The sequence below is a fragment of the Flavobacterium bizetiae genome (assembly GCF_902804475.1).
Taxonomy (GTDB): domain Bacteria; phylum Bacteroidota; class Bacteroidia; order Flavobacteriales; family Flavobacteriaceae; genus Flavobacterium; species Flavobacterium bizetiae.
The window spans coordinates 1-26,283 of record NZ_CADCSU010000075.1 but is presented as its reverse complement, the minus strand read 5'-3'; the positions used below and the strand labels follow the sequence as shown (position 1 = coordinate 26,283).

The window sequence follows — 26,283 nt, the reverse complement described above, 5'->3', positions numbered from 1 at the left end:
GACATACTGTAATCTTTCTGTGTACGCTTTACATAGCGTAATTCTTGATCTTTTTCCATAATGATACTTTTTATGTATCGCTATTTCAGGACAAGACATATTCTAAAAATAAAAAAGGCTTTCATTTCTGAAAGCCTTTTTTATGTCTTTATTTTAATGATCTTAGAAGTCCTTCGGGAGCATCTTTCACATACATTTGATTTCTTACACCATCCATTGCTTTGGCATCTGTAAAATTCTTTAAAACTATACCACTATCCAGTTGCGATTTTTTACCCGTCGCTCCGGTAATTTGCGAAATAGCAACACTCAATAATGGTTCTGATGTATCGCCTAAAACTCCCAAATTACTAATACGCTCTAATTGCTCGAAAGTTGGTTTTAAACCATCTGTGTATTCTCCAAAATCAGCAGCATTTACAATTTTAAGTACCAAAGGCTGCATAGCATATTTGTGATTTAGATTTCTTTTTGCTTTTCCAAAAGTTGGAGAATCGTATAAAGTAACAGATCCTACGTTTTTACCAATTGTTGTCTCTCCTACCTGAACTACTGAAATATAAGGCACTAAACCATTTATCACCAATTCACTGGCAGAAGCTGTACCCGACGTAGTCAGAATATATACTTTAGATAAGTTCAGACTATTTATCGGACTTCCGTCTATTTTGTCTACAAAACGATTGTTTAAATATTCCGGATTATCAATTTCAAAAGCGGCATTTATCTTTGCGTTCCATTTTTCTTTAGCAAAAATTTTACCTGTATATTGTCCAGTAATCATACTTGCCAAACGAGTGGCAGTTTGTATAGAACCTCCTCCATTATATCTTAAATCCAGAACAAGATCTGTAATTCCCTGCGATTTAAATTCGGCGAAAGCCGCATTCAATTGCGCATCATAATTAGCATAAAAACCATTATACATCAAATAGCCAATTTTATGACTTCCTGAAGTAATTACTTTATTGATGAAAATAGGATTTTCGTCTAAAGTACTTTTTACCAATGAAACTGTTTTTCCGTTAGATTCAAAACTAGTACCATTAAGAGTACCAAAACTCAAAGTATAACTATCGGATGATAAAAGAGATCGATAATTTGAAACGGTAAGCTGAGTTCCGTTTACTGCTGAAAAAATATCACCACGTTTGATTGCTTTTCCTGAAGCATCAGAATTAGGAATAATGTAACGTACATAACCTAGTAAATCTGTTGTACTACCTGGTTTATAACTTAATCCAAAGTCTACTCCATTATTTTTTGTAGTTCCCTGAAGTTCCCCCTCCAAAACAGTGTAGTCAGAAACGATCCAACTAAAACGATCAATTGCCTGACCTTTTGGGAATTTGCTAATAGGTTTATTTAATAAAGCCTGAAATAAATCTTCCGGTTGAGAATATCCTCTTAAAAAAGAGTTCAGTGCTTCCTGATTATTAAAACGATCATCGGCTAAATTAGGCACATCGGCTTGCCATAAATAAAACTGATTTAAACCTTTCCAAATGAAATCCTTAACCTGCAAATCAGCGGGTGCAGCAACATCATCCTGATCCTCACAAGACTGCAAAGAAAAAGCTAGTAAAAATAATAACAGTACACTCTTTAAAATTGTTTTCATATAGTAGGTATCTATGTAGTACTAACGTAAAAATAGTATCTTTAGTTTTAACATTAATTATTTTTATTGTATTTTTTTTAATAAAATTCACATCTGTCGTGTAACAAAAATAATAGTGCCTCGTCTTGACTATATAAGCTAACGAGTAACCAACGAATAACCAACCAATTTTATGAATCAGAATGTGTTTATAGAATTAATAAATCCTTTTAAAGACAAAGTTTTTCGTCTGGCAAAAAGATTATTAACCAGTACAGAAGAAGCCGAGGACGCTACACAGGAAGTGATAGTAAAATTATGGAATAAAAAAGAAAATTTAGACTCTTATAATAGTATTGAAGCACTCGCCATGACAATGACCAAAAATTATTGTCTGGATCAGTTAAAATCTAAAAGAGCCGGAAATCTTCAAATTGTTCATAATAATTATACTGACCGGGAACCTCAGCTGGATAAAAAATTAGAGGATTCGAACAGTTTAGAATGGGTTGAAAAAATTATAAGTCAGTTGCCCGAACAATTACAAATATTAATTCAGTTACGCGATGTTGAACAATATGAATTTGATGAAATTGCGAAAATTGTCAACATGAATGAAACGGCTATTCGGGTAGCACTTTCGAGAGCGAGAAAAAAAATAAGAGAGTCAATGATTAACACACACAGTTATGGAATTCAATAAAATAGAAGATATATTAGAAAAATACTTTCAGGGAGAAACCAGTATTGCCGAAGAAAAGGAATTAAAAGATTATTTTTCATCACCAAATGTTGCGCAGCATTTAGAACAATACAAATCTATGTTTGGTTATTTCTCTCAGGTAAAAGAACAGAAATCGACGCAGGAAATACCACTAAAAACTAATAAACGAAATGTGGCGTGGTTATCGATAGCGGCTTCTGCTGTTGTTTTACTAGGAATTGGAACCTATTTTTATGTAAGCGAAAAAAATACAGTAGACACTGTAGCGCAAACAGAATTAGGTACCTATGATGATCCGGAAGAAGCACTTGCTGCAACGCAAAAAGCTTTGGCCTTATTATCAAGCAACGTTAATGTAGGTATCGGAAGTGTACAATACATTAGACAATACGAAGAATCAAAAAACAAAATTTTTAAACAATAATTAAAATCAATCAAATGAAAAATTTCATCATAACACTAGTTTTAGCATTCGTTAGCCATGCATTTTATGCACAGGGAGCATTTGACAAATTTGATGGTCAGGACGATGTAACCTCAGTAATTGTAAACAAAAAAATGTTTGATTTAATGAGTAAAGTAAAAGCTGATCCTTCTGATAAAGAAACACAGCAATACATTAACCTGATTAAAAAATTAGACAACTTAAAAGTGTTTACTACTAAAAATCCTAAAATTGAAGCTGACATGAAAGCTTCTGCTGACAAATATGTAAAAACAGCAGGATTAGAAGAATTAATGCGCATTAATGATGGCGGCAGAAACGTCAGAATATCTGTAAAATCAGGAGCAACAGATTCTCAGATAAGAGAATTATTAATGTACGTTGACGGAGCGAAAAAAGACGAAACTGTTTTATTATCACTAACAGGTAATTTTGATATTAACGAAATTTCAGTACTTACAGACAAGATGCAACTTCCTGGTGGTGCTGATCTAAAAAAAGCCTCTAAAGGCAAAAAATAAAATGAAAACTAACATTTTTACCTCAGCCCTTTTAGTATTACTAACTTTAGTAAGTTGTAATTCTGAACCTTCATTGCAGAAATATTTTGTAGAAAATACAGACAATAAAAATTTTATTGCTCTTGATGTTTCGCCTAGTATTTTAAATGTAGAGAAAACAAAATTATCGGCAGAACAAAACGAAGCTTTAAAATCATTTGACAAAATGAATATCCTGGCTTTTAAAGCCAATGCTACAAATCAGGTTCAGTTTGAAACAGAAAGAGTCAAAGTCAAAGCGATTTTAAAAGATCCAAAATACCAGCAATTGATGAGTTTTGGCTCAGGTAAAGATGGCGCATCAATAAGTTATGTAGGCACTGATGATAACATTAAAGAGTTTGTAGTTTTTGCCAATAGAAAAGAAAACGGTTTTGCAGTAGTGCGCGTTTTGGGCGAAAACATGAACCCGAATAATATCATGACATTAATGTCTGTTCTAAGAGAATCAAAAATCGACATGGAACAATTAAAGCCTTTGCAACAACTGGTTAAATAATAATATCTATCCTACTTTAATAAAAAAGCTCTCATTTGGGAGCTTTTTTTATGCCGAATTTTTACAAGATTATACTGCCTAATATTTATTGCTTTTTATTTTGATCCGGATCTAATTTAATTATATTTGCATCTAACCAAATAAGTTTTTTAATTTAAAACTTACTAAATAACTAACCTTATACCCTTATCAATCATCTTGAAAAAAGCATTAAAAATTGCGCTTAAAATATTCTTAGTCTTTTTAGGATTTATTCTAATTTATCTAATTGCTGTATTTTCTCTTTCTAAAATCACAGTACAACAAGAACCCAACACAAAACCCGAAGTCGAAATTTATATTTTAACCAATGGTGTACATACTGATATTGTAATGCCAACCAAAAGTGACCAGATCGACTGGAGTCAAAAAGTACAATTTGCTAATACAAAAGCTGCCGATTCTACTTATAAATATCTCGCCATGGGCTGGGGTGACAAAGGTTTTTATTTAGAAACGCCGGAATGGTCAGACTTAAAAGCTTCTGTTGCATTCAAAGCTGCTTCAGGATTAAGTAATACTGCCATTCACGCTACTTACTACAGAGCTTTAAAAGAAGGTGATGATTGCAAAAAGATGATGATTAGCAAAGAACAATACGATCGTTTAATACAATACATCAACAATAGTTTTCAAAAAGATGCTTCAGGCAATTTCTTACCTATAAAAACAGACGCTAATTACGGCAAAACCGATGCTTTTTATGAAGCCAACGGAAGCTACAGTTTGTTTCATACCTGTAACACCTGGGCCAACAGTGCCCTGAAAGCAAGCGGACAAAAGTGTTGTTTCTGGACGGCTACAGATTCAGGAATTTTTTCTAAATACAAATAATTTAATATATAAACATGGTACAAAAAACATCGAATGCCTTTATAGCGGCATCTTGGGTAGCTCTTGGAGCAGGAACAGTTGGTTTTATAGTAGGTCTTGCAAGAGCCGAAATGTTATTAAACGAAAAAGGATATTATTTTACCGTTTTAATGTTTGGTTTATTTGCTGTTGTTTCATTGCAAAAAAGTGTTAGAGACAGACTTGAAAAACTTCCTGTAACTGACATCTACTACGGAATCTGCTGGTTCGGAACTCTTTTATCTATTGTATTATTAGTTGTAGGTCTTTGGAACGCTACAATTTTACCAAGCGAAAAAGGTTTTTATGCATTTGCTTTTCTATTAGCCCTTTTTGGTGCTATTTCAGTACAAAAAAACACAAGAGATAATATGTCATTTAGCCAAAGTGAATAATCTCAAACGATTATAATAAGCAAAATTAACTTCCAAAAATTAACCACAAAAAAAGCTCCAATTTTCATTGGAGCTTTTTTAATATCAGGATTTGAGATTATTTACTCAAATACATTTTTCTTCTAGAGTACAATTCGTAGAATTGATCGTCTTTTAAGTCATCAATAAACAAGATGCTTTCTCCTGTTGATTTCATTTCTGGCCCTAATGCTTTGTTTACATTATGGAATTTACTGAAAGAGAAAACCGGTTGTTTGATCGCGTATCCTTTTAATTGTGGATTGAAATCAAAGTCAGTTACTTTATTGTGACCTAACATTACTTTCGTAGCGTAGTTTACATATGGTTCTCCGTAAGCTTTTGCAATAAACGGTACCGTTCTGGAAGCTCTAGGATTTGCCTCGATAATATAAACTGTATCATCTTTTATCGCAAACTGAATGTTGATTAAACCAACTGTTTTCAGCGCTCTTGCAATCTTTTTAGTATGATCTTTTATTTGTTGCATTACGAATTCTCCTAAGTTAAAAGGAGGCAAGGTAGCATTACTATCTCCAGAGTGAACTCCGCAAGGTTCGATATGCTCCATAATTCCTATAATGTACACATTTCCGTCAGCATCACAAATTGCATCAGCTTCAGCTTCGATTGCTCCGGCTAAATAGTGATCTAAAAGCAATTTATTTCCTGGAATCGTTTTCAATAAGTTGATAACGTGCTCTTCAAGTTCTTTTTTGTTGATTACAATTTTCATTCCCTGACCTCCTAATACATAAGAAGGACGAATCAATAATGGGAAGTCTAAAGTATCTGCAAGTGCAGAAGCCTCGTCAGCCGTTTCAGCGATTCCGAATTGTGGGAAAGGAATATGTAATTCTCTTAATAAATCTGAGAAACGTCCTCTGTCTTCCGCTAAGTCAAGTGCATCAAAACTAGTTCCGATGATTTTTACTCCGTATTTAGATAACTTTTCAGCTAATTTCAAAGCCGTTTGACCACCTAATTGTACAATAACACCTTCTGGTTTTTCATGCTGAATGATGTCATATATATGTTCCCAGAAAACTGGCTCGAAGTATAATTTATCTGCTGTATCAAAATCAGTCGAAACCGTTTCAGGATTACAGTTGATCATGATCGTTTCGTAACCACATTCTTTAGCAGCCAAAACTCCGTGTACACAAGAATAATCAAACTCAATTCCTTGTCCAATTCTGTTTGGTCCTGAACCCAGAACTATGATTTTCTTTTTCTCTGTTACAATACTTTCGTTATCTACATAACGCTCACCATTTGCTTTTTCAATTTCAGCCTCAAAAGTAGAGTAATAATAAGGTGTTTTTGCTTTAAACTCAGCTGCACAAGTATCAACCAGTTTAAACACACGGTTAATATTTTTATCCATACGCAAAGTATGTACTTCACTTTCAAGACAATTTAACATGTGAGCAATTTGTCTGTCGGCAAAACCTTTTTGTTTCGCTTCAAGCAAAAGTTCTTTAGGAAGAGTAGAAATTTTATAGTTCGAAATTTCTTTCTCTAAAGTATAAAGCTCTTCGTATTGTTTTAAGAACCACATATCGATTTTTGTGATTTCATGAATACGGCTCAACGGAATTCCCATTGCGATTGCATCATAAATTACAAAAACACGATCCCAACTTGCAAAAGTTAGTTTCTCAATAATCTCTTCGTAGTTTTTATATCCTTTTCCGTCAGCACCTAAACCATTTCTCTTAATCTCAAGAGATTGAGTTGCTTTGTGTAATGCTTCCTGGAACGAGCGTCCAATTCCCATAACTTCACCAACAGATTTCATCTGAAGACCTAAAGTTCTGTCAGCACCTTCGAATTTATCAAAGTTCCAACGTGGTATTTTTACGATTACATAATCAAGAGTTGGTTCAAAAAGAGCCGAAGTTGATTTTGTAATTTGGTTTTGCAATTCATCAAGATTGTATCCTAAAGCTAGTTTAGAAGCAATTTTAGCAATTGGGTAACCTGTTGCTTTTGATGCTAAAGCTGATGAACGAGACACACGAGGATTAATCTCGATTGCTACGATATCTTCTTTTTCGTCTGGCGAAACTGCAAATTGTACGTTACAACCTCCCGCAAAATTACCAATACTACGCATCATCAGGATGGCATAGTCACGTAATTTCTGGAATGTAGTATCAGATAATGTCATTGCTGGCGCAACTGTAATCGAATCTCCGGTATGAATTCCCATTGGATCCATATTTTCGATTGAACAAATGATTACAACATTATCATTTTTATCTCTTAAAAGTTCTAACTCATATTCTTTCCACCCCATCAAAGCTTTGTCGATCAAAACCTCGTGTATTGGCGAAGCTTCAAGACCGCGAGTTAAAAGCTCATCAAAATCTTCTTTTTTGTAAACAATTGCTGCTCCTGTTCCTCCAAGTGTAAACGAAGGACGAATTACAAGTGGAAAACCAAATTCCTGTGCAATTTCTTTACCTTCTAAATATGAAGTAGCCGTTTTTGCAGGTGCAGTTGGTACATTAATTTTTTCTAAAAGCTGTTTAAATTGCTCTCTGTCTTCGGTAATATTAATTGCGTTTACGTCAACTCCAATTAATTTTACTCCAAAATCCTGCCAGATTCCTTTTTCTTCAGCTTCCAAACATAAATTCAAAGCAGTTTGTCCACCCATTGTTGGCAAAACTGCATCAATTTGTGGATGTTCTTTCAGAATCTCAATAATCGATTTTGTAGTTAAAGGTTTCAAATATACATGATCGGCCATTGTTGGGTCGGTCATAATAGTCGCTGGATTCGAGTTTATCAAGATAACTTCAATTCCTTCTTCACGAATAGAACGAGCAGATTGAGATCCTGCATAGTCAAATTCGCAAGCTTGACCAATAACAATAGGTCCTGACCCTATTATTAAAACTGATTTTATTGATGTGTCTTTAGGCATTTTGTATGTATTGTGTAGTTATTATATGTATTCAAAAACATTCACAGTGCTTTAGAAACTAGAATGTTACAAATTTTTTACCGACAAGGTATAAAAAAAGGCGATACTAAAAAAGTAATCGCCTTATGTATGTTTATACAAACATTATTTTTTGTGTCTAGGCTCGCTAGAAACAGTTAATTTATGTCTTCCTTTTGCTCTTCTACGCGCTAGAACTTTTCTTCCATTCGCAGAAGCCATTCTGTCCATAAATCCGTGCTTATTTCTTCTTTTTCTTTTCGATGGTTGAAACGTTCTTTTGCTCATTGCTTTGTATCTTTAAAATGGTATCTAATATCTGTTTTTCTGTTTTACAATAACCTTATTCTAAAACCGAGTGCAAATATACAAAGACTTTTTTTTCTGGCAAGTACTTTAATAAAAATATTTTTAATTCATTTTACTATATTTGCAATCACAAATATATAACTATTATGTTTCACAAAAATATTAAACTTATTTTAGCCGGACTTCTTGTAGTTGCTGGCATCTGGCAATTTACTGAAAGCAATATTGGAAACGGAATCTTCCTTATATTATTGACGGCAATTCCAATTTTTCTTTACTTTAAAAACGAATTTATCCTTTTAGCCTTCCTTAAATTAAGAAAACAAGACTTCGAAGGGGCTAAAAAATGGCTGGCATACATCAAAAACCCAGAAGCTGCATTAGTAAGAAAACAACAAGGATACTTTAATTACCTTCACGGAATTATGTTATCTCAAACCAATATCAACCAAGCGGAGAAACATTTCAAAAAAGCAATCGAACTTGGACTATCAATGGACATGGATTTAGCCGTAGCAAAATTAAACCTTGCAGGAGTTGCCATGTCACGCCGCAGAAAGCTTGAAGCAACTAACCTACTTAACGAAGCTAAGAAATTAGATAAGCAGGGAATGCTAAAAGAGCAAATCACAATGATGAAAGAACAAATGAAGAAAATCTAGATTTCTTTAAATCACAATATTTTAAAATCCCAAATTCCAATGTGAGTTTGGGATTTTTTGATTTTAGATGGAAGAGTTTAGATTTTCCTTTTTAAATTCATTTTATCAGTTTCAGCGAAACCCGACAGGTTTTTAAAACCTGTCGGGTTTACTATACGCCACTATCTTTGTCAAAGTTTAAAACTTTGACAAAGATTCTTAACCGCAAAACATTTGGAATTTAAAAAATTGTAATTTAATTAGAATTAGGAGCTATTTCCTGCTATCCGCTTGTATCTTTTGTGCCGAACCCCGGCACAAAAGGATACCGCTACTATCAGGGCTAGGGCACTCGGTTTCATAAGAAGTTATTTCTACCTTATTGTTTTAAATCTAGTTTTTCATCCTGAGACACAAACCGATCTCATTAGCACCCTTCATTTTATCCTACTCTTTTACATATAAAGAAACCAAATCACAGGGAAAGACAAGATAATTGATTGCAAAATCCTTAATTGATATTAACTTTAAAATTGGGAGGAACCGGCATCAAAACCATTTTATCAATTTCATTTAAATCAACTTTTTTATTGGTTTTAGTAAATTCGTAACTGTTTTTAATTTGTTCTAATAATTTTCCAAAAAACCAAAATCGTTTTGGTCCATTATAACCATGAATTTTAAGCTTTCTAGATTGATTATCAATCTTTATTATAAAAGCATTAGTTACACCATCATCAACTGAACTATCAAAAACTTGTTCTTTAGGAAAAGTGATAGTATCTAATACATTATTGATTCTTTCTTTTTCCTCTTTATTTAAAATCACAAAAGATGTCTCTTTTTTAAACCCGTAAACATCAATATAATAAAGTGTATCAGAAGAGTTTAATTTTAAATAATAACATTCATGAATACTCCATTTAAAAAAAGTAAAATCATATTTTTTGCCAGGAGAACTACAACCCATTAAAACTAATACTACAATTACCAACAATATTCTCATGTTTATTCTACTAATAGTGATTATCGATTCTTAATATGATTACTTCATTATATTGTAATGTTTTTTTTGCATCACTAACTTTGTCAAAGTTTTAAACTTTGACAAAGATTTCCCATGGTAAAATATTGGAATTTGGAGTTTAAAAAAATTGGAATTTCCTAAAATTTAATCCTCCAGAATAATCGAAGGCAAATTCTCATTCAGCCATTTATATTTATTCAGAATCATAATGTGTGTTCCGCCTTTTACAACAATACAGCTATTGATATACTTAATAGGAAAAACATCATCCTGATCACCGTGTATATGAACCACTTTTGTATCTATCTCACTTCTATCCCATAAAATAACCGATTCTACTGCCCATTGTAAATATTTAAGATCGCGAACCGCCAGGAATTTCTCGTACAGCTTAATACGTTTATTGACTTTTTCTCCAAAAGAATATTTTGCCAGATTTTCGATATTCAAAATCAGCTTCATCGGAATCAGCTTGTAGGCTTTCGTTTTTTTACCAATTTTCATTCTTCGCGGAAATTCGGCATTACTTCTTACACTCGAAATAATAATCACTTTTCGCGCTTTGATATGTTTGGCGATTTCCTGAACCAGAATTCCGCCAAAAGAAACCCCAATTAAAACCGGATTCTCGTGTTTGATGTTTTTCGAAATTCTAAGTGCGTAATCAGACAGAGATTCTTTTGTTTGCGGAATTTCCCATTCTAGCAAACAAACCTCAAAAATCGATTCATCTAATTTGATTCTTTCAAAAATAGCAGGACTAGCTGCCAGACCAGGCATAAAGTATACAGGAATTTTACTCATTTAACAGAAAGAGATTATGGTTACAAATTTTAATTGCATGCTAAAATTACTTTTTTTAGCAATATGCACTGCAAATCTTACACCATAATTAATTTAAACATAATAAATCTACAAAAAGACACAGTTAACCCAAGCCTTTAGAGGACTAACAAAAAATAATTTCATATTGAAAATCAAATGATTACCTTTGCACTCATTATAACCATTATCAAAAGATTCATCCGGGACCTTTTGCACATTACTATTAACGTTCTTTTTCTATTATTTTTTTAATTCAATCCCCAAAAAACATGACTAATATGGAACCTATTGAAACTATGGAAATCAAAGACAATACTTTTGCAAGACAATTTGAAACCATAGTCCCTGAAGGATTACTTTCTGTTGAATATTCATTTCAGGAGAAGAAAATCTTTCTAACCAAAATCAACTCACCAGAAGGTTTTGACAATCAAGCATTAATTGATGTTGTACTTAAAAACATCATGGAACTTATCATCGAAAAGAAATTCAGATTAATGCCTATTCATCCCCGAATTGTATTGTTTATCAAAAAAAATCCTCAGTATAAGGAATTACTTCCTCCCGGGATTAGAATTTAATTTTAAAAATATCCAATAAGTCTTAGCCATAGTCCGCCGATAACCATGTAAATAAGCAACATTGTTAATCCGGTAACTAGCCCTTTGACCCACCAACTTTTTAAATCGACGTAGCCGCTCCCAAAGAAAACAGGTGCCGGACCGTGACCATAATGCGTTAAAGTTCCGTAAATTGACCCTACAAAACCAAGCATAAAAGCGAGTAGCAAACCCGGAATTCCAAGCGAAACACCTACACCAAGTAAAGCCGCATACATCGCAGCGACGTGTGCGGTTGCACTTGCAAAAAGATAATGGCTAAAAAAGTACACTAGTATAATAATAGGAAAAGCCATTTGCCAGCTTAAACCTCCAATTTCAGCTTTTACCAAATTACTAAACCAACCTATAAAACCCAATTCGTTGAGCGAACTGGCCATCATTACTAAAACCGAAAACCACACAATTGTATCCCAAGCACCTTTTTCGGCTTTTACATCTTCCCAGGTTAAAACCGAAGTAAGTAATAAAATTACCAAACCAATAAATGCAGTTGTTGTCGCATCAATAGAAAACAAATCTCCTGTCATCCATAAAAACAATAAGATAAAGAAAGTCAATAACATCATCCACTCGTTACGTGTTATTGGTCCCATTTCTTTTAGCTTCTGAGCAGCAATTTGCGGAGCATCTCCCGTTTTCTTTAATTCTGGCGGATAAATTTTATACAACACTAATGGAATTACAAAAAATGCCACCAAACCCGGAACAATAGCTGCTGTTGCCCATGAAATCCAACTTATTTTGATGCCTAGATTAAGTGCAAATTTTTGACACATTGGGTTACTCGCCGTTCCTGTCAAAAACATAGAAGATGCTATTAAGTTAGCATTATAACTGCTTAAAGTAAGATACGAACCTAATTTTCTGTGTGTTTCTGGCTGATCAGGCATTGAGCCAAAACTCATTGACATCGATTTCATGATAGGATAAATAATCCCTCCTCCTCTTGCCGTATTACTTGGTACTGCCGGAGCCAAAACCAAATCAGCTAATCCTAAACCATAGGCAAGACCAAGCGAACTTTTTCCGAATATTCTAATAAATAAAAAGGCGATTCTGTTTCCTAGTCCTGTTTTAATAAAGCCTCGCGCAATAAAAAACGAAATTCCGATAAGCCAGATTACTTTATCGCCAAAACCTCTTAAGGCCAACGTGATTGATTTCCCTGCTTCACCCGGAGCCAAAACTTGCGAAAAAGCAGTCAATGCAATCGCAATCATACACATAGTTCCCATTGGGGCAGCTTTTAAAATAATACCCAAAATAGTGGCTACAAAAATGGCAAATAAATGCCATGCTTCGATTACAACACCATCCGGAGCAGGAATTAACCAGATTGCAATTCCAACTACAAGTGTGATCAGGGCTTGAGGAATTTTTACTTCTTTCATAAAAATAAGAATTAAATTAAATATTATTAAAGTCGCAACTGAAACTGAATCAGGAACAAGTTGTCACTATAGTATGATGTATCAGGAATATCTTTATCGTACTTATCGATTTCAAATCCCATCTCAATACGACCGGTATATGCTTTACCAAATTCAAGACTTATCATAGGCGTATAAGTTCTTCTTAAATTAGGATTTGTTTTAAAATTATTATCGAAAGATTCAAATCGGCAGGATAATTCCAGCGAAGTTAATTTTTTATAATCTACCAGATATCTCAGGTTAGGCAAAAAATAAATACCACGCATTTGATAATCATCAATTTTTGAAGTTCTGCCTTCAGGAGGCAAAGTAAAATACAAATTTTGATTCGTTCCTTGTTTATATTCGATTTGCAAATCAAAAGTAAACTTGTCCGTAAGTTTAAAATCGCTTGTAATATCTACACCTACGGCAAAAACTTTTTGATTCGATCTTTTTCCGATTCCACCATTTAAACCCAGATCTATCTTGTGCAATTTTGACAATCCAAAAACCAATCTTGTGGCATATTGTTTCCCGTTATCATTGTCCATTTCCTGATTTCTTCCATTCCCATTTAAAACAGAAACAGCATAGCTAAAAGGAATTTTTCCAAGATCAACAGATCCTGATGCAGAAGCACCAATTTGAAAACTTGTCCAGCCATTTTTTCCAAATTCGTAATATTGATTGGAGAAATCGAATGATTTAATGATATCAACCGGAACCAATTCCTCAATACCAAAAGCAGGTCTGAATTGTCCTCCTGTTAAAGCCAGATATCGATTAAAAGTATATTTCCCGTAAGCGTTCTCCAAAACTTTACCTTTAGGATCTGATTTAAAATCAGCCAAATTCACTAAAATCACAACTTCTGTCGCTTCACTTAGTTTTGTATTTAATCCTACACGCATTCTTTTAATATCAAACGAACTTTGAGTAACCTCGCCTGTCGAATGATGCACTCCCAAAACATCGACATTATCGCCAAAACTTTCTAAATATCTAGCCTGCAAAAGACCTTTAAATTGAAAATGAGGATACCTAACACTACTTTCAGAATCTGCCGGCGCTGGTGTATTGGCCGTTTGTGCATTCACAAAAAGAGGCATTATGAAAAGAACAAAAAATAGTATTACGTGTAAATTTTTACTCATAAGCATTACAACTAAAAAGTTAAGTCAATTAGCGATTATTAAGAACCTTGTTTTATCTTCTATTAGAACCTCCGTTTGCCGGTCTTGCCGTCGCTGGTCGCGTTGTAGGTTGTGCTGGTCGTACAGCAGGACGTGTAGACGGACTAGTTGGCGCAACTGGTCTTGTCGTTGGTCTTGTTACAGGTTGCGTTGGCCTTGTTACTGGCTGCGTTGGTCGTACAGCTGGTCGGGTCGACGGATTGGTTGGAGTTACAGGACGCGTTACAGGTCTTGTTGTATTTCCTGGTCTTGTTGACGGATTTGTAGGTCGTGTTACAGGTCTGCTCGTATTTCCAGGTCTGGTTGACGGATTAGTAGGACGCGTGACAGGTCGAGTTGTATTTCCAGGTCGAGTTGAATTTCCGGGTCTGGTTGAATTACCAGGTCGTGTTGGTCGTGTAACGGGTGCCGGTCTTTTATAATCTCTACCATTATAAGTAGTATTATAACGTCCGTTCGTTCTGTTATTTCGAACGATTACAGATGTATTTCTTCTTGACGAGTAGCTATTATAATATCTCGGATTTCTTATCACAGCAGTTCTGCGATAATAAGGACTTCTGTAATAATGCCCGTGATACCCCCAATAATCATGGTAATAAACCGGACGCCACGGACGCCAGTATGGCGGATAATACCCCCAATGCCAAGGAGATCTGTAAGCAACATATATTGGAGAAAACAAAAACAGAACAACCGGCCAGGCACTTACACTGGTAGTGACATAACTCGGATTGCTAGTTGTTGTATTATAATTATTAGTTGTGTTATTATTTACAATTACGGTAGTATTGCCTTTATAACCGGGATTTGGTGTGCCGGAAGTGGTATCAGCAGGTTCAACAATATAATTTTTACCGTATAAATCTTCATCGCCAATGGCCTGAACGTGAATATTGTTCTTTTTATCTTTATCCACTTCGATAACAGCGACATCTTGTGTTTCATTATTATTTACAGCAACCTGAAGTACAATTACATGTGTATTACCTTCTTTATGACTTTCTACTTCGATATAATCAATTTGACCGTCATCATTTAAATCTAAATTATTAACTTTATTATCGGGATCGTTTAATGCTTTTTCAAAATCTTCTAAAGTTTTAGATTTTTGAAAAATATCCAATACCGCGAACAAACTAAGATTATCGCCCGGTAAACCTAATGCAACAGGTTCATTATCTGTTTGAGAAAATACAGGCAGACTATATAAACCAATCATTAAAATAGCAAAAAATAAAATACTCTTTTTCATATTAATAATAGTTTAGTACAATTATGCTGACTAAGGTATAAAAAAAACGTAAGAATTTAACATTACTGCATAACTTTCTATAATTCTCAAAAAATCCACTTAAAATATTTTAATTATACATCAATTTAGGCGCTATAAACCATTTAAGTAAGATTAATATCCTTAACTTTGTGAATACCCCCTTTTCTTGTAACCTATATTTTATAATATCTTACAAAAAACTGTTTAAGATTTATTACTACCATAGAAACAAAATTACGATGAAAAAACACTTACCTATTTTCATTTTCTTTCTTTCGCTTACTTACAGTTATGGTCAGATCGAGGTCTCGACAACTCTGGAAGACGCTATTAATAAAGCTATAGCAAAAAGCGTTTCATTACAGAATAAAGACTTAGATATTGAGAAATTAAATCTTCAGGAAAAAGGAGTCTGGAATAAGTACATTCCAACTGTTGAAGCCAGTGCGCTATATTCGTATTTTGATAATAAACTTACCGTCGATCTTCCTACGGCTACCATACCCATTGTAAATTATCCATTATTTGATGGAAAAACGGCTTTTAAAAATTACGGAAATATTTTTAACGGAAGTGTCATGGCCAAAACAGTTCTCTTTAGCGGAATGCAAATTCCTAACGGAGCCAAAGCCATTCACGAAAAAACAAAAGGAACCGAGTTTTTAAAAGAATCCGAGAAAGATCAAATTATAAAAGATGTCATTAATACATTCGACCAGCTTGAGCTACTAAAACAAATAGACCAACTTATAAAAGATAGCGAAAACCGACTGGAAACAGAAACAAAACGTGTTACAAAAGCGATAGAACAAGGACTTGCGGTTCCTTATGACAGAGATAAAATTAAACTGGCTTCTTTAGAACTGGCCTCTAAAAAAATTGAATTAGATGGTAAACGAAGATTGGTTTATAAAAAAATTCAATATCTAACAGGATATTCTATTAGCGATATTGAGCAGGTTCAATACAATTTGGTTCCGTATTTAATTACAGATTCAAAATTAAGTACAGAAAACAAACAGGAAATAAAAGCTTTAGAATCGTTTAAAACTGCTTACGAGTATTTATTAAAAAAAGAAAAAGGAACTTATTTACCCACTTTAGGCGCCTTTGGAGGTGTCTCCTACTCGAGTTTATTTGATGCAAACGCAACGACGCCAGTTATTACCGGAATAAATCAGGCTTTATACTTAGGTTTAAATGAAGTCACCATAAGCAACAATTGGGTTGTAGGTGCTGCCATGAAATGGGAAGTTTTTTCAGGCTTTGAAAGAAAACATAAAGTACACGAGGCCAAAATAAACATCGAACAGGTACAAAACCAGATCGACGATACTAAAGAAAAACTAGAATTACTTCTCGAAAAAAACTTTGTTGATTATAGCGTTCTGACTCAAAAAATTGACATTACACAACAACAGGAAAAAGTAGCAGGCAACAATTTGAATCTGGCCATAAAACAATATAAAGAAGGCCTTATCAATATATCTGAACGTCTGGAAGCCGAAAATGATTCTTATAAAGCATCTGTAAACAAAACCACTACTTTAATCGAACAGCGATTATCAGCAATTGAAACCATTATTGCAACTGGCGATTTATCAAAAAAATTATCTAAATAAAAGTTCTATTTTATGAAAAAAGCAATTATCGTAGTCAGCTTAATTCTTGTTTTTATAAGCTGTCAAAAAGAGAAAAAGGAAAATGTAATTCAGGGAAAAATAGAAAAAGAACAAATTGCGGTTGTAAGCAAAGTACCGGGCAAGATTTTAAAAATCTTTGTCAAAGAAGGCGACATTGTGCAAAAAGGAGATACTCTGGCTCTTCTAGATATTCCGGAAGTTGACGCTAAAAAAAGCCAGGCAGAAGGTGCTGTTATATCTGCCAAAGCCCAATATAAAATGGCCGTGAAAGGAGCTACCGAAAATCAGATCAAACAGCTTGAAGCCAAAAAAATGGGGCTAAAAGAACAATATGAATTTGCTCAAAAATCGATCAAAAGATTGACTAATATGCTCAAAGATTCTTTGATATCGCAACAAACATACGATGAAACTTTTGCTAAATATCAGGGCGCTCAGGCACAATATAATGCTGTTGTTGCTGAGTTAGATGACGCTAAAAAAGGCGCACGTATCGAACAACAAACTATGGCATTAGGACAGCAAGACAGAGCACTTGGTGCTTTGCAGGAAGTAGAAACTGCCGATAAGGAACGCTATATTATTGCACCACAGGATATGAGTATCGAAACTATTACACTAAATCTTGGCGAACTGGCTTTACCCGGCTACACTTTATTTAACGGATATATTGCGAATAGCACTTATTTTCGATTTACGATACCCGAAAATCAGTTGGGTCAATATAAAAAAGGTCAGGAAATAACGGTTCATGTTCCTTATAAAAAAGAAGATATAAAAGGCACCATTACTACAATAAAACAATTGGGAGCTTACGGTAATATTGCAACAGCATATCCGGATTATGAAATGCAGGAAAGTTTATTCGAAATAAAAATAACACCTTCTAACCTGGACGAAACAAAAGATCTTATCACAAAAACAACTGTTACTTTATCTCTTTAACTATGCAAAATTTCTTTTCATTGCTTAAACGGGAATTCAGATTATTCTGGAGCAACAAAGTCCTTAGACTATTGTTTATTGGAGCACCAATTCTGTACGGCGTTTTATTGGGATATGTTTATGGAAAAGGAAAAGTGACCGATTTGCCTATCATAATTGTCGATCAGGATCGCTCTGAATTAAGTTCAAAAGCCATTCAGATGTTTGAGGACAATGAGGTTCTTTCGATTGCTTCAATCTTGTATGATCAAAATAATCTTTCGCAGATTGCGATTCAAAAAGAAGCGACTTGTGTTGTTATTATTCCGAAGGATTTTGAAAAAATGACACTTACCAAAAAGTATCCGGAAATTACAACGATCGTAAATACATCGAATGTTTTAACGGCCAATTATGCTTCAACCGCCATACAGGTTTGCCTTGGAACATTGAAAGTCGGAGTGCAGATCGAAACCTTAAGAAAACAAGGTGTTCCTGAAAATTTACTGACATCGCAATACGAACCTTTTAAAACTACTTTTATAAAAAAATACAATCGAAGTACTAATTATATGTACTTTCTTTGGCCGGGTGTTTTAGCTACCGTTCTGCAACAAGTTCTTTTATTGGGATTAGCGCTTTCGTTTGCTTCAGAATTTGAAAATGGCACTTTTAAGGATTTGGTTAAAAGATGTCCTTCAATTTTGAACTTACTAGCCGTAAAAATCATTCCTTATATGATTATGAGTTTTGGCATTTGGATTATCTACTGGCTTTTTACTTTATGGTTCAGATTGCCTTTTTACGAAAATCTATTACCACTTACTTTTATTGCCGGAATATTTGTGCTTTCGGTTTCCTTCATTGGTATTTTGGTAAGCATTTTGGTTCCGAGTCAATTAAAAGCAACAGAAATTTTAATGGTAATTGCAACTCCAAGTTTTATCCTAAGCGGATTTACCTGGCCTTTAAGTCAAATGCCACAAGCAGTTCAGGCAATTGCAAATGTGATTCCGTTAACGCATTTCTTAAAAGCTTTTAGAATATTAATCATAGAAAATGGTACTTTTTCTCAAACCACAAGACCTGTCTGGAACATGATTATTATAGGTATTGTATGTTTTATTGCTGCCTTTATTTCTTTACATTTTAAAAAGAAAAGTGCTTTAAAACAAGCTTAACCTTTTATAAAAAAATAAAAAAGCACAAGAGAGATCTTGTGCTTTTTTTAATTAACAAACCTGTAAATAATAATAATAATAATAATAATAATAAATTAACTCATAATAATTTCACCAATCCAAACCCCACAATAACAGCTGTCCAAACTGCAATCATACCCGGAATCATAAAACTATGATTTAAAATCCATGAACCCGCTTTTGTAGTTCCGGATCTGTCAAAATTTATTGCAGCCAGATCACTCGGATAAAAACAAAAGAAAAAATACGCATAAGAAGCAGGAATACAAGCTATCAATACCGGTGTCGGAATTCCTAAAGAAATTCCTAAAGGCATAATAACCAATAATGTTGCTGCCTGGCTTTTCAGGAATGCAGAAGCACAAAACATTGCCAATGCAAATGTCCAGGGATGTGCCGTTACAGTTTCACTAATCAGTGATAAAATATAAGGTTTATTATTTTCTATTACCGTATCACTCATCCAGGCAATACCAAAAATCATAATCGCAGCTACCATTCCTGCATTAAATACTTTGGTATCAGAAATACTTTTTGCTGATATTTTAGTAGCAAAAAGTATTATAGCACCAACCGCAAGCATTACAAACTGTAATACAATACTCATTTTTAGAGGATTTCCTTCTTTATCTAATGGAAGAATCGCTTCAGGGAATATCGCAATAATTACAATTCCTAAAATTCCAAGCAAGAAAAGAGCCAAAGCCGTTTTAGATTTTTTTCCAAACTTATTCGTTTGCTGTTCAAGATCCCCAAAAATGTATTTTCGTTGTTCTTCATCTTTTATTTTTTCCTGAAAATCCGGATCGTTTTCTAAATCTTTTCCTCTTTTCAAACTCCAAAGCGCAGCAAGAAGTAAACCGGCAACACAAGACGGAATTGTAATTTTAAGAATATCTATAAGACCAACATGCAAATTTGCTGCCGCAAAAATCCCTACCAATGCTGCTGCCGCTGCTGAAATTGGACTTGCTGTAATCCCTAACTGACTGCAAATTGCTGCCATTGCCATTGGGCGTTCAGGGCGAATTTTATTTTTAATCGAAACATCATAAATAACAGGCAACAAAGGATAAACTGCATGTCCTGTACCAACAAGCATAGTAAGAGTAAAACTGGTTAACGGTGCCAAAAACACAATTTTATTTGGATTCTTACGAAGCAACTTTTCAGCATAACTCACAATTAAATTCAAAGCTCCTGTCGCCTCTAATGATGATGAAGTAGTTACTAGCCAGAATAATCAACATTACTTCAATTGGAGGTTTTCCTGGTTCGACACCATATAAAAACACCAATAAAGTAACTCCTAAACCACCAAGCATCCCCAAAGCAATACCTCCATATTTTATTCCGAAATAAATAATTACAAGAAGTAAAACCAATTGACTCCAAAATAAGAATGGAGCGTTTGCCGGTATTGATTTTTCTGCATCTGTAGTGGCTTTTTTGGCGCTATCAGCTGATACTTTTTGAGCATTTGCAACTGATTTTGAATCATTTGATTTTAATTCTGAAGCTGTAGAAACAGCAGTGGCACTTTGTTCAGCCACAACAGGCTCTGTTTTACTTTCATTTTTTCCCAAACAAAGACTCATTCCTGTCATTATTAGAAAAAGACAGAGATAGATTTTTTTACTTATTTTCATTTTTTTTACATTTTATTATTTAACCATTACCATTTGAGCGATAAAATATCTGGCTTAACATTTAGAAAAATCTTCCTTGAAATTGTATGATAAAGAGATTGTTATCGTATGCAGTAGTATTTGCGATATTGCGTTTGTAATTGTCAAACTGCATTCCCATTTCGATACGCCCGGTATAACCTTTTCCAAATTCTAAACCTGCCATTGGCGTATAGGTTTGCCTGGCGTTTGAATTGATTTTAAAGCTTCTGTCAAAATATTCATAACGACATGAAAACTCTATGGCGGTTAATTTTTGGTACTTAATTTCATACCTTAAATTGGGTAAGAAATAAGCGCCACGCATTTCATAATCATTGATATTTCCGGTTCTTGAATCTGCGGCTAAAGAGTAATACAAATAATGATTGATTCCTTGTTTTGCTTCAAGTTGAGTTTGTAGTATTAATTTATCTGTCAATTTAAAATCAGCTGTAAGATCTAATGCAACTGCAAAAACTTTGTTATTTAAAACTTCGCCAATACCTCCATTGACACCAAAATTGACATTATGTTTTTTATCTAATTCGAAAGCAAGACGCGAAGAATATTGTTTACCATCGTCCTTGTCAGATACCTGATTTCTTCCGTTACCATTTACGGCAGAAAAAGCATAACTAACCGGCAGTTTACCAAGATTAAAACTTCCAAAAACAGAAGCTCCAATTTGAAAACTTGCCCAGCCATTATTTCCAAATTCAGTATATTGATTAGAATAATCGAATGACCTAAGGATATCAGCAGGATTTAATTCCTCGATTCCAAAAGCAGGTCTAAACTGTCCGGCCATAACACCTATGTTTTTACTGAAAATATATCTTGCAAAGGCATTTTCTAAAACCTTGTTTTTAGGATCTGATTTAAAATCAGCAAAATTGGCTAGAATAACAATATCAAAGCCCTCGCTTAATTTGGTAGTTAGTCCCAAACGCATTCTTTTAATATCAAAAGTATCCTCAACGGCATCATCATTTGAATGCTGAAGACCAGTTGTAGCATCTATACCATGCGTAAAACCACTTAAGTAACGTCCCTGAAAAAGTCCCTGAACTTTAAATTGTGGATATTTTATTTCTGTTTGGGCGTTAGAATCTGTTGTTTGCCCATTCGAGAAAAAGGGAAGTAAAAAGATTAAGAGTACAATCTTTTTAGAGAAAAATTTATTTAAAAAGTTCATAATAAAAATTTAGAATTATTTTATTTTGTAAAAATTAAACTACAAATAAGTTGTTTTTACTCTACTAAAATTATCTAATACTTAGAATTACAATTCTGATTTATATCATGTTTTTAACATTTATTTAATAATCATTTTTATACGTTTTTTATCAAAAAAAAGGGCGTTAGAATTAACTAACGCCCTTTGTATTATTATATTTTTAACTAGATTACTTCTCAATCTCTCTCATAGAATCCATTTTTTTATGTGCTAAGAAACCGGCAACATCTTCAAAATGCTCTTTCACGCGTTTGTTTCCAAACTCAAAAACTTTAGTCGCTAATCCGTCAAGGAAATCACGATCGTGAGAAACCAGAATTAAAGTTCCGTCAAAGTCACGCAATGCATCTTTAATAATATCTTTGGTTTTCATATCAAGGTGATTCGAAGGCTCATCCAGAATCAATAAGTTAACTGGTTCCAACAATAATTTGATCATTGCCAAACGTGTTTTCTCTCCTCCTGAAAGCACTTTTACTTTCTTGGTGATATCATCGCCCTGAAACATAAAAGCTCCCAAAATATTTTTTATCTGAGTACGAACATCACCTACTGCAATTGCATCTATAGTTTCGAAAATCGTAGCATTTTCATCTAACAATGAAGCCTGATTTTGGGCAAAATATCCAATTTGAGAATTGTGTCCAATTTCTACACTTCCTTCATCAATACCAATTTCTTTCATGATCGCTTTGATCATAGTCGATTTCCCTTCACCATTTTTACCTACAAAGGCAACTTTTTGTCCTCTTTCGATCACAATATTAGCATCTTTAAAAACCACATGATCTCCGTATGATTTAGAAAGTTCCTTTACCACAACAGGATATTGTCCTGAACGCGCCGCTGGTGGGAATTTTAATTTTAATGCCGAATTATCTACTTCATCAACTTGTACAATTACAAGTTTCTCAAGCATCTTAACACGAGACTGAACAGCATCTGTTTTAGAGAAAGTTCCTTTAAAACGGTCAATAAAAGCTCTATTATCAGCAATCATTTTTTGTTGCTCGTCATAAGCTTTTTGCTGATGCACTCTACGATCTTTTCTTAACTCTAAGTAATGAGAATATTTTGCTTTATAATCGTAGATTCTTCCCATTGTAACTTCGATAGTACGATTGGTAATATTATCTACAAACGCTCTATCGTGAGAAATTACCACAACTGCTTTTGCTGAATTGATCAGGAATTCCTCTAACCATTGAATACTTTCGATATCCATGTGGTTGGTAGGCTCATCCAGTAAAATTAAGTCCGGTTTTTGCAATAAAATTTTAGCCAATTCAATACGCATTCTCCATCCTCCTGAAAATTCAGAAGTCTGACGTGTAAAATCTTCACGCTCAAATCCTAAACCAACTAATATTTTCTCTACTTCAGCTTCGTAATTTACTTCTTCGATGGCATAAAACTTTTCGCTTAAGTCAGAAACTCTTTCGATCAATTTCATATAAGCATCACTTTCATAATCAGTACGAACGGTTAATTGTTCGTTGATTTCATCGATTTCAGCTTTCATTTTAAAAATTTCACCAAAAGCTTTTGATGCCTCTTCCATTACAGTCGAACCATCTTTAGTTAATAAATGCTGAGGCAAATAAGCAATAACCGCTTCTTTTGGAGCCGAAATACTTCCGGTAGAAGGTTTGCTCTGACCTGCAATTATTTTTAAAAGTGTCGATTTTCCCGCACCATTTTTACCCATAAGGGCAATTTTATCATTTTCATTTATAGCAAAAGAAACATCGCTAAATAATGTAGTTCCACCAAACTGAACCGAAATATCGTTAACTGTAATCATTACTTTTTGTGAATTTGTTTAATCGGTTAATCGTTTAGTTGACCACCTATTTTTTTCGTGGTGCAAAGATAGATTAATTAGAGTATTAGACAATATTATTTAGATTACTGGATTGTTAGATTTTTTAAATTACACCAATATTCCTACATATTTTAAAATTTTCGCCTTATCTTGTATAATAATTTAAAAACCAGCAAAATATGAGAACGAAATTAAACTTGATAGCCAGCCTAATTGCAGGATTAATATTTGGACTTTCTGCAAATGCACAAAAAACTGTAATTAAAAAAGAAGCTTTACCGGCAAATGCGCAAGCTTTTCTAAAAACCCATTTTGGCTCTAAAAAACCGAGCTATATTTTACAGGACAAAGAAATTCTTTCTACAGAATATAAAGTTCAATATGATAGTACTATTGAAATCGAATTTGATAAAAAAGGAAACTGGAAAGAAGTAGACGGCAAAAGTTCTAAAATTCCTTCGTCTATTATCCCGAAAAAAATCGCTTCGTATGTAAAGGCAAATTTCCCAAAGGAAAAAATAACCAAAATAGAATTAGGATCTTCCGGTTACGAAACGAAACTTACCAATGGTTTAGAATTAAAGTTTAATTTAAAAGGAGATTTTACTAAAATAGATAAATAGCATTTGACTAAAATCTAACGTTAGATTTTCAGCCACAGATTTTATGATTTTCACTGATTATTTCTTTGAAAAGAGTTTATAGTCCTTTCAAAAGAATCTTTTTTAATCCTATAATCTGTGGCAAAAAAACAAAAATAAAACCCGACAAATTCTAAGACTTGTCGGGTTTTCTACATTATCTAATTATCAAATTGACTAATTATCTAATTAAAATTAATCTTTTCTCCACTTTTTAGTTTCCTCAAAAATATGTTCTAAGATTGCTGATTCTGTTTCGTCGAAATCTATGTTGCGTCTTCCCATCACTAATTTAGCCGTTTCAAAAGCTTTTTTGGTTACATAAGTCGTAAAACCTGCTGCTCCACCCCAAGAAAAACTTGGTACAAAATTGCGAGGAAAACCACTTCCAAAAATATTTGCGCTTACTCCTACTACAGTTCCGGTATTAAACATAGTATTGATTCCGCATTTACTATGATCTCCCATCATCAAACCACAAAACTGAAGTCCGGTTTTAGCAAAACCTTCGGTTTCATAACTCCATAACTTTACTTCCTCGTAGTTGTTTTTCAGGTTCGAATTATTACTGTCAGCACCAATATTACACCATTCACCTAAAACAGAATCACCTAAAAATCCATCATGCCCTTTGTTTGAATTTGCAAAAAGAACCGAATTTTTAACTTCTCCTCCTATTCTGGATCCAGGACCAACTGTTGTTGCACCATAAACTTTCGCATTTAGCTTAACTTGTGCATTTTCGCATAAAGCAAAAGGACCACGAATTACGGTTCCTTCCATAATTTCGGCATTCTTACCTATATATATAGGTCCGTTTGAAGCGTTAAGAGTCACAAATTCTAATTTTGCTCCTTCTTCAATAAAAATATTCTCAGGGGCAATAACATTTACACTTTTCGGGATGGCTTGCGACTTTCTGTCTTCAGTTAGATAAATAAAATCTTCGCGAATTGCAGCGTCATTCTTAGAAAAAATATCCCAAGTGTGCTCTACAGTTAAAGCATCTCCATTATATTGAATGATTTCGTACGAATCAAAATCTACTTCTTCCTGATTTTCTGATGTAAAAAAAGCAATTACATCATCGCCTTTAAAGATGGCTTGATTTTCTTTTAACTCAGAAACCAACTCAGCAAGTGTATCATTTGGCAAATATGCCGCATTGATCATTACGTTTTCTTCCATTTCCACCATCGGGAATTTGGCTGACAGGTAATCTTCGGTAATAGTTGTTATGGTCGAACCTAAACGTGCTTCCCATTTTTGGCGAATCGTCATGATTCCAATTAGTATGTCAGCAACAGGTCGTGTAAAAGTAAAAGGGAGTAAAGCATTCCGGACGGGACCGTCAAAGAGAATGTAATTCATAAATATAAAAATTTGCTACTTGTTAAAATCTTGATTTGGTTATCGAGATCAAAGTTACAAATATTTTATTTGTTCTATTAAAAGTACTCTTATTCAAAATAAGAAAATAATTGCTTTTTTGGCTAACATATTTTTATACTGATCATTTAACCGCCAAGAACGCAAAGTTTATATTATTAAGTTTTTGCAAAAAGTAAAGTTCGCAAAGCTTTGTATAGATTTAGCTTTGCGAACTTTGTGTTTTCTAAATATAATGCCAGATAAAAATCTTTGCGCGCTCCTATGTTTGTCGAATTAATTTACAAGTTATAGATATTTGTAAATTTGACATATTAAAGTGAAAAGAATGAGAGTACATTCGCGCCTAAATAGTTCA

25 protein-coding genes are annotated in these 26,283 nt (G+C 33.8%); 12 read left to right on the top strand and 13 right to left on the bottom strand.

Translation table 11 applies throughout. The features are described from left to right. Positions 1-148: 148 nt before the first annotated feature. Positions 149-1,621 carry a S41 family peptidase gene (locus FLACOL7796_RS08635; RefSeq protein WP_173970397.1) on the bottom strand — a complete coding sequence of 491 codons (1,473 nt, stop codon included), beginning with the start codon at positions 1,619-1,621 and terminating at the stop codon, positions 149-151. Between the two features lie 172 nt (positions 1,622-1,793). Here FLACOL7796_RS08635 and FLACOL7796_RS08630 point away from each other — a divergent pair, with 172 nt between their 5' ends. From FLACOL7796_RS08630 to yiaA, 6 genes are all read left to right on the top strand, one after another. Then, on the top strand, positions 1,794-2,303 hold the full coding sequence (locus FLACOL7796_RS08630; RefSeq protein WP_173970396.1) for an RNA polymerase sigma factor: 510 nt from the start codon (positions 1,794-1,796) through the stop codon (positions 2,301-2,303). Next, positions 2,290-2,748 carry a P-loop NTPase family protein gene (locus tag FLACOL7796_RS08625; protein WP_173970395.1) on the top strand — a complete coding sequence of 153 codons (459 nt, stop codon included), beginning with the start codon at positions 2,290-2,292 and terminating at the stop codon, positions 2,746-2,748. The genes FLACOL7796_RS08630 and FLACOL7796_RS08625 overlap by 14 nt, the downstream gene beginning before the upstream one ends. Before the next feature lie 14 nt (positions 2,749-2,762). Then, positions 2,763-3,290: a DUF4252 domain-containing protein gene (locus tag FLACOL7796_RS08620; RefSeq protein WP_173970394.1), complete on the top strand. Its 528-nt coding sequence runs from the start codon at positions 2,763-2,765 to the stop codon at positions 3,288-3,290. Between the two features lies 1 nt (position 3,291). Next, positions 3,292-3,828 (top strand): DUF4252 domain-containing protein, encoded by a 537-nt coding sequence (locus FLACOL7796_RS08615; protein WP_173970393.1) that lies wholly within the window; start codon positions 3,292-3,294, stop codon positions 3,826-3,828. A 198-nt stretch (positions 3,829-4,026) separates the two neighbouring features. Beyond that, positions 4,027-4,701 (top strand): TIGR02117 family protein, encoded by a 675-nt coding sequence (locus FLACOL7796_RS08610; RefSeq protein ID WP_173970392.1) that lies wholly within the window; start codon positions 4,027-4,029, stop codon positions 4,699-4,701. Positions 4,702-4,715: 14 nt separating this feature from the next. Then, positions 4,716-5,114, top strand: coding sequence for an inner membrane protein YiaA (gene yiaA, locus FLACOL7796_RS08605; protein ID WP_173970391.1), 399 nt, complete (start codon positions 4,716-4,718; stop codon positions 5,112-5,114). 97 nt (positions 5,115-5,211) lie between these two features. Here yiaA and carB read toward each other — a convergent pair whose 3' ends face one another. Then, on the bottom strand, positions 5,212-8,067 hold the full coding sequence (gene carB, locus FLACOL7796_RS08600; RefSeq protein ID WP_173970390.1) for a carbamoyl-phosphate synthase large subunit: 2,856 nt from the start codon (positions 8,065-8,067) through the stop codon (positions 5,212-5,214). Positions 8,068-8,211: 144 nt separating this feature from the next. Then, on the bottom strand, positions 8,212-8,373 hold the full coding sequence (rpmH, locus tag FLACOL7796_RS08595; protein WP_008464848.1) for a 50S ribosomal protein L34: 162 nt from the start codon (positions 8,371-8,373) through the stop codon (positions 8,212-8,214). Between the two features lie 167 nt (positions 8,374-8,540). Here rpmH and FLACOL7796_RS08590 point away from each other — a divergent pair, with 167 nt between their 5' ends. After that, a complete protein-coding gene (locus FLACOL7796_RS08590; RefSeq protein WP_042567304.1) occupies positions 8,541-9,056 on the top strand; it encodes a hypothetical protein in 516 nt (171 codons plus the stop codon). 490 nt (positions 9,057-9,546) lie between these two features. Here the strand turns inward: FLACOL7796_RS08590 and FLACOL7796_RS08585 are convergent, their stop codons facing one another. Together FLACOL7796_RS08585 and FLACOL7796_RS08580 are read right to left on the bottom strand one after the other, a co-directional pair. Beyond that, a complete protein-coding gene (locus tag FLACOL7796_RS08585; RefSeq protein WP_173970389.1) occupies positions 9,547-10,041 on the bottom strand; it encodes a hypothetical protein in 495 nt (164 codons plus the stop codon). A 165-nt stretch (positions 10,042-10,206) separates the two neighbouring features. Beyond that, complete coding sequence (locus tag FLACOL7796_RS08580; protein ID WP_173970388.1) at positions 10,207-10,866, bottom strand: alpha/beta hydrolase family protein; 660 nt, start codon at positions 10,864-10,866, stop codon at positions 10,207-10,209. A 290-nt stretch (positions 10,867-11,156) separates the two neighbouring features. On the opposite strand from FLACOL7796_RS08580, the gene FLACOL7796_RS08575 reads away from it, so the two are divergent. Beyond that, the gene (locus FLACOL7796_RS08575; RefSeq protein ID WP_228520454.1) at positions 11,157-11,468 is read left to right on the top strand and encodes a GNAT family N-acetyltransferase; all 312 of its coding nucleotides are present in this window, start codon (positions 11,157-11,159) and stop codon (positions 11,466-11,468) included. Positions 11,469-11,470: 2 nt separating this feature from the next. On the opposite strand, the gene FLACOL7796_RS08570 is transcribed toward FLACOL7796_RS08575, so the two are convergent. Genes FLACOL7796_RS08570 through FLACOL7796_RS08560 form a run of 3 tightly spaced genes read right to left on the bottom strand, consistent with a single transcriptional unit; the run spans position 11,471 to position 15,373 of the window. Next, positions 11,471-12,901, bottom strand: coding sequence for an anion permease (locus FLACOL7796_RS08570; protein ID WP_173970387.1), 1,431 nt, complete (start codon positions 12,899-12,901; stop codon positions 11,471-11,473). Positions 12,902-12,927: 26 nt separating this feature from the next. Next, a complete protein-coding gene (locus FLACOL7796_RS08565; RefSeq protein ID WP_173970386.1) occupies positions 12,928-14,079 on the bottom strand; it encodes a porin in 1,152 nt (383 codons plus the stop codon). A gap of 52 nt (positions 14,080-14,131) precedes the next feature. After that, complete coding sequence (locus FLACOL7796_RS08560; protein ID WP_173970385.1) at positions 14,132-15,373, bottom strand: hypothetical protein; 1,242 nt, start codon at positions 15,371-15,373, stop codon at positions 14,132-14,134. A gap of 260 nt (positions 15,374-15,633) precedes the next feature. Between FLACOL7796_RS08560 and FLACOL7796_RS08555 the strand changes: the two genes are divergently transcribed. Genes FLACOL7796_RS08555 through FLACOL7796_RS08545 form a run of 3 tightly spaced genes read left to right on the top strand, consistent with a single transcriptional unit; the run spans position 15,634 to position 19,142 of the window. Then, a complete protein-coding gene (locus tag FLACOL7796_RS08555) occupies positions 15,634-17,016 on the top strand; it encodes a TolC family protein (protein WP_232067333.1) in 1,383 nt (460 codons plus the stop codon). Between the two features lie 12 nt (positions 17,017-17,028). Beyond that, entirely contained in the window at positions 17,029-17,982 is a 954-nt protein-coding gene (locus tag FLACOL7796_RS08550) for an HlyD family secretion protein (RefSeq protein WP_173970384.1), read from the top strand. A gap of 2 nt (positions 17,983-17,984) precedes the next feature. Further along, on the top strand, positions 17,985-19,142 hold the full coding sequence (locus tag FLACOL7796_RS08545; RefSeq protein WP_173970383.1) for an ABC transporter permease: 1,158 nt from the start codon (positions 17,985-17,987) through the stop codon (positions 19,140-19,142). Positions 19,143-19,242: 100 nt separating this feature from the next. Here the strand turns inward: FLACOL7796_RS08545 and FLACOL7796_RS08540 are convergent, their stop codons facing one another. The 4 genes from FLACOL7796_RS08540 to FLACOL7796_RS08530 all read right to left on the bottom strand — a co-directional run bounded on the left by FLACOL7796_RS08540 (position 19,243) and on the right by FLACOL7796_RS08530 (position 23,874). Then, positions 19,243-20,346: an anaerobic C4-dicarboxylate transporter gene (locus tag FLACOL7796_RS08540; protein WP_262889158.1), complete on the bottom strand. Its 1,104-nt coding sequence runs from the start codon at positions 20,344-20,346 to the stop codon at positions 19,243-19,245. Then, positions 20,333-20,812 (bottom strand): anaerobic C4-dicarboxylate transporter family protein, encoded by a 480-nt coding sequence (locus tag FLACOL7796_RS24795; RefSeq protein ID WP_197913318.1) that lies wholly within the window; start codon positions 20,810-20,812, stop codon positions 20,333-20,335. Before FLACOL7796_RS24795 ends, FLACOL7796_RS08540 begins: the two co-directional genes overlap by 14 nt. 61 nt (positions 20,813-20,873) lie before the next feature. Next, positions 20,874-22,028 (bottom strand): porin, encoded by a 1,155-nt coding sequence (locus tag FLACOL7796_RS08535; RefSeq protein WP_173970382.1) that lies wholly within the window; start codon positions 22,026-22,028, stop codon positions 20,874-20,876. 211 nt (positions 22,029-22,239) lie between these two features. Then, positions 22,240-23,874, bottom strand: a complete 1,635-nt coding sequence (locus FLACOL7796_RS08530) for an ABC-F family ATP-binding cassette domain-containing protein (RefSeq protein ID WP_173970381.1) — start codon at positions 23,872-23,874, stop codon at positions 22,240-22,242. 200 nt (positions 23,875-24,074) lie between these two features. Between FLACOL7796_RS08530 and FLACOL7796_RS08525 the strand changes: the two genes are divergently transcribed. Next, entirely contained in the window at positions 24,075-24,518 is a 444-nt protein-coding gene (locus FLACOL7796_RS08525; RefSeq protein WP_173970380.1) for a PepSY-like domain-containing protein, read from the top strand. Positions 24,519-24,731: 213 nt separating this feature from the next. On the opposite strand, the gene FLACOL7796_RS08520 is transcribed toward FLACOL7796_RS08525, so the two are convergent. Then, positions 24,732-25,907, bottom strand: coding sequence for a GlmU family protein (locus FLACOL7796_RS08520; RefSeq protein ID WP_173970379.1), 1,176 nt, complete (start codon positions 25,905-25,907; stop codon positions 24,732-24,734). Between the last annotated feature and the right edge of the window lie 376 nt (positions 25,908-26,283).

Coding starts and splice junctions, on each gene's coding strand:
- FLACOL7796_RS08570 (WP_173970387.1), bottom strand. CDS start 12,901: ATGAAAGAAGTAAAAATTCCTCAAGCCCTGATCACACTTGTAGTTGGA.
- FLACOL7796_RS08535 (WP_173970382.1), bottom strand. CDS start 22,028: ATGAACTTTTTAAATAAATTTTTCTCTAAAAAGATTGTACTCTTAATC.
- FLACOL7796_RS08635 (WP_173970397.1), bottom strand. CDS start 1,621: ATGAAAACAATTTTAAAGAGTGTACTGTTATTATTTTTACTAGCTTTT.
- FLACOL7796_RS08625 (WP_173970395.1), top strand. CDS start 2,290: ATGGAATTCAATAAAATAGAAGATATATTAGAAAAATACTTTCAGGGA.
- FLACOL7796_RS08520 (WP_173970379.1), bottom strand. CDS start 25,907: ATGAATTACATTCTCTTTGACGGTCCCGTCCGGAATGCTTTACTCCCT.
- FLACOL7796_RS08620 (WP_173970394.1), top strand. CDS start 2,763: ATGAAAAATTTCATCATAACACTAGTTTTAGCATTCGTTAGCCATGCA.
- rpmH (WP_008464848.1), bottom strand. CDS start 8,373: ATGAGCAAAAGAACGTTTCAACCATCGAAAAGAAAAAGAAGAAATAAG.
- FLACOL7796_RS08630 (WP_173970396.1), top strand. CDS start 1,794: ATGAATCAGAATGTGTTTATAGAATTAATAAATCCTTTTAAAGACAAA.
- carB (WP_173970390.1), bottom strand. CDS start 8,067: ATGCCTAAAGACACATCAATAAAATCAGTTTTAATAATAGGGTCAGGA.
- FLACOL7796_RS08560 (WP_173970385.1), bottom strand. CDS start 15,373: ATGAAAAAGAGTATTTTATTTTTTGCTATTTTAATGATTGGTTTATAT.
- FLACOL7796_RS08525 (WP_173970380.1), top strand. CDS start 24,075: ATGAGAACGAAATTAAACTTGATAGCCAGCCTAATTGCAGGATTAATA.
- FLACOL7796_RS08555 (WP_232067333.1), top strand. CDS start 15,634: ATGAAAAAACACTTACCTATTTTCATTTTCTTTCTTTCGCTTACTTAC.
- FLACOL7796_RS08550 (WP_173970384.1), top strand. CDS start 17,029: ATGAAAAAAGCAATTATCGTAGTCAGCTTAATTCTTGTTTTTATAAGC.
- FLACOL7796_RS08565 (WP_173970386.1), bottom strand. CDS start 14,079: ATGAGTAAAAATTTACACGTAATACTATTTTTTGTTCTTTTCATAATG.
- FLACOL7796_RS08585 (WP_173970389.1), bottom strand. CDS start 10,041: ATGAGAATATTGTTGGTAATTGTAGTATTAGTTTTAATGGGTTGTAGT.
- FLACOL7796_RS08530 (WP_173970381.1), bottom strand. CDS start 23,874: ATGATTACAGTTAACGATATTTCGGTTCAGTTTGGTGGAACTACATTA.
- FLACOL7796_RS08575 (WP_228520454.1), top strand. CDS start 11,157: ATGACTAATATGGAACCTATTGAAACTATGGAAATCAAAGACAATACT.
- FLACOL7796_RS24795 (WP_197913318.1), bottom strand. CDS start 20,812: ATGAAAATAAGTAAAAAAATCTATCTCTGTCTTTTTCTAATAATGACA.
- FLACOL7796_RS08580 (WP_173970388.1), bottom strand. CDS start 10,866: ATGAGTAAAATTCCTGTATACTTTATGCCTGGTCTGGCAGCTAGTCCT.
- FLACOL7796_RS08590 (WP_042567304.1), top strand. CDS start 8,541: ATGTTTCACAAAAATATTAAACTTATTTTAGCCGGACTTCTTGTAGTT.
- yiaA (WP_173970391.1), top strand. CDS start 4,716: ATGGTACAAAAAACATCGAATGCCTTTATAGCGGCATCTTGGGTAGCT.
- FLACOL7796_RS08545 (WP_173970383.1), top strand. CDS start 17,985: ATGCAAAATTTCTTTTCATTGCTTAAACGGGAATTCAGATTATTCTGG.
- FLACOL7796_RS08615 (WP_173970393.1), top strand. CDS start 3,292: ATGAAAACTAACATTTTTACCTCAGCCCTTTTAGTATTACTAACTTTA.